We start from the raw sequence: 4,700 nt of genomic DNA, 5'->3' as shown, positions 1-4,700 counted from the left end.
CCGTGGACGGTGAACGACAGCCGCCGCGAGCGGGCGATGCGCCCGCCCTGATTGCGCCGGTTGGACTGGGGCATGACGGCGTCTCCTCGTTGAGCCGGCTGTTCTCGGGCCGGGCGCCGACGGTCTGCCAGCCGCCATCGGCGGTCTGCACGCCCTGCTCGCGGCGCACTTCGGCGCTGGCGGCGGTGATGCTCGGCTGCTCGCCCATGCGATAGGTCTCGAGAATCTCGTAGCTCGCGGTGTCGCGGGTGATATTGAAGAACTTGCGACAGCCCAGCCGGTGCACCCACATCTCGTGGTGGATACCGCGCGGGTTGTCACGGAAGAACAGGTAGTCCCCCCACTCCTCGTCGCTCACGCTGGCGGGATCGGCCGGCCGTTCGATGTGTGCCTGACCGCTGGGATGAAACTCCTCTTCCTCGCGGTACTCCTGGCAGTAGGGACAGAAGATATGAAACATGGTGTTGACTCCGGTTTGGACTTGTTACGAGCAGTCCCTGTACAAATTGCCGAGCGAGATGAAGCGCAAGGCACACGGCACGCAGGACAAGAGACATAACGCGGGGTTAGGCGAATGTCCGAGTACCGTGTAACGCAGCGATTCGCTCGCGCAGGCATTTGTACCCTCAGTGCGCCACGCCGGCGGCGCCATGCTCATCGATCAAGGCGCCGGTATGGAACCGATCGATGGAAAACGGCGCCGCGATGGGGTGCATTTCCCCTTTTGCCAGACTGGCTGCGAAAACGTGTCCGGAGCCGGGGGTGGCCTTGAAGCCGCCGGTGCCCCAGCCGCAGTTGAAATAGAGTCCCTTGACCTGGGTCTTGGACAGGATCGGGCAGGCGTCGGGGCAGGTATCGACGATGCCGCCCCACTGCCGGTTCATGCGTACCCGCGAGAACATCGGGAACATCTCGACGATCGCCTGCAGGGTGTGCTCGATCGTCGGGTAACTGCCGCGCTGACCGTAACCGAGATAGCCGTCGATCCCCGCCCCGATCACCAGGTCGCCCTTGTCGGACTGGCTGACGTAGCCGTGCACGTGGTTGGACATGGTGACGGTATTGAGGATCGGCTTGAGCGGCTCGGAGACCAGCGCCTGCAGCGGATGCGACTCCAGCGGCAGCTTGATCCCGGCCATCTTGGCCAGCACGCCGGAGTTGCCCGCGGCCACGCAGCCCACCGTCTGCGCTTCGATATCGCCGCGGTTGGTGTGCACGCCGTGGATCTGGCCGTCGCGGATCTTGAAGCCGGTCACCTCGGTGTTCTGCAGAAGGTCGACGCCCAGCGCATCGGCGCCGCGGGCGAAGCCCCAGGCCACCGCGTCGTGGCGCGCGACCCCGGCGCTCTTCTGCCACGAGGCACCCATGATCGGGTAACGCGCGCGCTTGGAGGTATCCAGCGCCGGCTCGATCTCCTTGATCTGCTCGGGGGTCACCACCTCGCTGTCGATGCCGTTGAGGCGGTTGGCATTGACCCGGCGCTGCACGTCGCGCATGTCCTGCAGGGTGTGCGCCAGGTTGAGCACGCCGCGCTGGGAGAACATCACGTTGTAGTTGAGATCCTGCGACAGCCCCTTCCACAGGTCGAGGGAGTGGTTGTAGAGCTGCGCCGCCTCGTCCCACAGGTAGTTGGAGCGCACGATGGTGGTGTTACGCGCGGTATTGCCACCGCCCAGCCAGCCCTTCTCGACCACCGCCACGTTGGTGACGCCGAACTCCTTGGCGAGGTAGTAGGCCGTCGCCAGACCGTGGCCGCCACCGCCGACGATGATCACGTCGTAGCGCTTCTTGGGGGTGGGATTGCGCCAGTGACGCTGCCAGTTCTCGTGATGACTGAGCGCGTGCTTGACCAGGCTGAAACCGGAATAACGTTGCATGGGGACCCTCTCTACGCCACGGCGGACGGCGGTATCGACCCTCGGGTCGATGATTTTCCGCGATGGTATCGTCCACCCTGGGGGCCATGATGTTCTGCGACGTCACGCTCGGGCGTGTTTGCGACATGACATTGCGATTTGCGACAGAGAGGATCGCCGCTGCCGTTCGAGGGGCGGTCCGGACGGCGCCGAACCGACGAGAGCGCGAGGCTATCCGCGCCCCGGGGTTGCCGCGGAGTGGCCGATGATCTCCGGCATGACCTCCAGGCGCATCGTCGGATCCTCGGGCGGGGTGTCGATCCAGTCGAAGAGGCGCGCGATCATCGTGGGCACGTCCTGGCGCATCATGATCAGGCGCGGATGGAAGGCTGCCGCCAGCGGATCCCAGTCGAAGCAGCCCATGATGATGTCGTTCATGTCGTGGCCCCCGAGGCGCAGCCAGCGCACGATCCCTTCCAGCGAGATCGTGGAGTTGACGAACATCGCCGCGGGCAACCGGCCCTCACGACCGACGTAAGCCTCGAGCGCTGCCTGGGCCTTCTCGGCGGCGTAATCGCAGGGAACGATATCCGTGGGCTTCGTGGCCAGGCCGCGTCTCTCGCGGGCCTGGCGAAAGCCTTCGATGCGTTCCCGGGTATTGTGATCCTCGGCTCGGCCGCCGATGAACAGCACGCGTGCCGCGTCGATCTTCCGCGCCTCGAGCCGGTCGAGCAGCGCGTCGGTCAAGCGGCGCGCTCCCTCGCGATTGGCGGATATCACCGACGGCGCGGCCGTGCCGGGCAGATCGAGGTTGAGGCTGGCGATACCTGCGGCACTGCACATCTCGGCAATGGCATCCGGGTTCGTCGCCCCGGTGCAGATCAGGTGTTCGACGCGATAGGCCAGCATCATCCTGGCCGCCTCGCGCTCCTGGTCCGGATCGCGGTTGGTGCAGGAGACGATGGTGAAGATGCCGCGCCGGCGAGCCTCGGCCTCGAATATCTGGGCGATCGAGCTGAAGTAACGGTTGTCGTAGAGCGGCAGGATCATGCCGAGAATACCGGAACGATCGCGCCGCAACGCCCGCGCCTGCATATTGGTGGAATACCCCTCGCGCTCGGCCAGATCGAGGATTCGCCGAGCCAGCTTGCGGCTGATCCGACGGCGCTGCCACGTGCCGTTCAGGACGGCACTGACGGTACTCGGCGAGGATTTCGCCAGCTTGGCGAGATCGTAGATGGTCAGCTTTCTGGATGGCTCGCTCGACACTTGGCCCCTCCCCCTTCGGTAGATCAAAAGTAGCATTGACCTGATCGATGCAGAAACGAATAGTTGCACAACCGATTGCGCATTCATAACTGACTTTGGTCAGAAGCGCTGAAAGGGTGTTTACGAGTTCGACCAGGGAAGGCCAGAGCGGGGCCGAGATGACACCGTCCGAAAAAGGACCTGGCTCGCGTACGAGGTCGATCTCAACGCTGTCTCGCCGAGCGCAGGCACTGTGTAAACACCCCCTGAGCCGGCTGCGCTGTCGGACCACCAACGACGGGGAACCGATCATGAAACGCAACTTGTATCTCGCCGCGACCGTTGTCGCGGGCGTCATCGGCAGCGCCGGCATGGCGCAGGCTCAAGACAAACCCACCATCGCGGTCGTGGCCAAGGTCGGCGGGATACCCTGGTTCAACGCCATGGAGCAAGGCATCGAGGAGATGGGCGACGAGCTCGGCGTCGATGCCTACATGGTCGGCCCGACCAGCGCCGACCCCGCGCTGCAGGTGCGTGCGGTGGAAGACCTCATCGCCCGCGGCGTGGATGTCATCGGCGTGGTCCCCAATGATCGCGAGGTGCTGGAGCCGGTACTCAAGAAGGCCCGCGATCAGGGCATCATCGTCCTCACTCATGAAAGCCCCGACTCCGAGAACATCGACTACGACTTCGAGATGATCTCCGCCCAGCAACTGGGTGAAGAGCACGCCAGGCTGCTCGCCGACACCACCGGCTGCGAAGGCTCCTACGCCGTCTATGTCGGCGGACTCAACGTGCCGGCCCACAACGCCTGGGCCGATGCCGCCGTTCAATGGCTCGACGCGAACTGCCCGGACATGGAGCAGGCCGCCGATCGCTTCGGTGTCGCCGAAAGCGTCGACGACAGCCGCAATACCACCCTGGACCTGATCCGCGCCCATCCCGATCTGGCCGGCATCATGTCCTTCGGCAGCCAGGGCACCATCGGTGCCGCCCGGGCCGTCAAGGAGCGCGGCCTGGCGGGAGAGATCAAGGTCATGGGCCTGTTCTCCCCCGGCCAGGGTCGCCGCCTGGTTCATGAAGGCGTCATCACCGGCGGCTTCCAGTGGAGCCCGCTGGAAGCCGGCAAGGCCTTCGTCGCCCTCGGCGACAGGCTCTACGAAGGTGGCGAGATCGCCGATGGCGACGACCTGCCGGTACTCGGCGAAGTTCGTCTCGACGGCCATACCCTGTACGCCTCCAAGCCGCTGGAGCTGAACGAGGAGACGGTCGACGAGCTGGCCGAACTCGGTCTCTGAAGCGATCCGACCTCCACAGCCGCGCGATGTCCGCGCGGCCGATTTTCATCTTGCCTTCCGGGAGAGACAGCGATGGATGACATCGCACTGCGGGCGGAGCGTGTCAGCAAGGTGTTCGGCCAGAGCCGGGTACTCGATGACGCCTCCTTCGAGCTTCGCCGCGGCGAAGTGCTCTGCCTCGCCGGCGAGAACGGCTGCGGCAAGAGCACGCTGATCAAGATACTCAACGGGGTCTACACGCCGGAAGCGGGGGCGGCGTTCTCGTTCGGCGACGCCGACGCCGTGAGTCGCATCACCC

General features: G+C 65.1%; 4 protein-coding genes and 1 pseudogene. 2 read left to right on the top strand and 3 right to left on the bottom strand.

From position 1 onward, the window contains the following. Positions 1 to 112 precede the first annotated feature (112 nt). From AC3AYF_RS14970 to AC3AYF_RS14960, 3 genes and pseudogenes are all read right to left on the bottom strand, one after another. A pseudogene (locus tag AC3AYF_RS14970) lies at positions 113 to 460 on the bottom strand (sarcosine oxidase subunit delta); the annotation flags it as partial. A 166-nt stretch (positions 461 to 626) separates the two neighbouring features. Next, positions 627 to 1,877 (bottom strand): sarcosine oxidase subunit beta family protein, encoded by a 1,251-nt coding sequence (locus AC3AYF_RS14965; RefSeq protein ID WP_149433726.1) that lies wholly within the window; start codon positions 1,875 to 1,877, stop codon positions 627 to 629. Positions 1,878 to 2,087: 210 nt separating this feature from the next. Continuing rightward, on the bottom strand, positions 2,088 to 3,125 hold the full coding sequence (locus AC3AYF_RS14960; RefSeq protein ID WP_295040431.1) for a substrate-binding domain-containing protein: 1,038 nt from the start codon (positions 3,123 to 3,125) through the stop codon (positions 2,088 to 2,090). 290 nt (positions 3,126 to 3,415) lie between these two features. Here AC3AYF_RS14960 and AC3AYF_RS14955 point away from each other — a divergent pair, with 290 nt between their 5' ends. Both AC3AYF_RS14955 and AC3AYF_RS14950 read left to right on the top strand, forming a co-directional pair. Next, complete coding sequence (locus AC3AYF_RS14955; protein WP_295040433.1) at positions 3,416 to 4,402, top strand: substrate-binding domain-containing protein; 987 nt, start codon at positions 3,416 to 3,418, stop codon at positions 4,400 to 4,402. Positions 4,403 to 4,474: 72 nt separating this feature from the next. Further along, positions 4,475 to 4,700: ATP-binding cassette domain-containing protein (locus AC3AYF_RS14950; protein ID WP_487779928.1), on the top strand; the 226-nt coding region annotated here is incomplete at its 3' end.

Source organism: Salinicola sp. (genome assembly GCF_982684285.1).
This window is presented reverse-complemented; position numbering and strand designations above follow the sequence as displayed.